Genomic DNA, 397 nt, shown 5'->3' with positions numbered 1-397 from the left:
CTGGTGGACCGGGCGGGCCAGACGATGGAGGAAGTGGTGGCGTCGATCCGGCGCGTGAGCGACATCGTCGGCGAGATCAGCGCCGCCAGCAGCGAGCAGAGCAACGGCGTGGCGCAGGTGGGAATCGCCGTGAACCACATGGACGAGGCCACGCAGCAGAATGCCGCGCTGGTCGAACAGAGTTCCGCCGCGGCGCAGAGCCTGCAGCAGCAGGCGCGGGAGCTGGTGCACGCGGTTTCGGTGTTCAAGCTGCACCCGCAGCAGGCGGCACTGCCTCAGCCGGCGCAGTTCATCGCAATCCCGCAATGAGGGCGGGCGCACCCGCTGGAACGGAAAAGGAGCCGGCGGGCCACCATGGGCTCACCGGCTTCAGGCCATCACGGAGTCACCATTCACC

1 protein-coding gene is annotated in these 397 nt (G+C 68.5%); it reads left to right on the top strand.

Annotated elements, in window-relative coordinates; translation table 11 throughout:
• Positions 1–309: methyl-accepting chemotaxis protein (locus AC066S_RS39865; RefSeq protein WP_478272075.1), on the top strand; the 309-nt coding region annotated here is incomplete at its 5' end.
• Between the last annotated feature and the right edge of the window lie 88 nt (positions 310–397).

It is taken from the genome of Bradyrhizobium sp. CFUWI, from assembly GCF_056429085.1.
The sequence above is the reverse complement of the archived record's forward strand: the minus strand, read 5'-3'. Positions and strand labels throughout refer to the sequence as shown.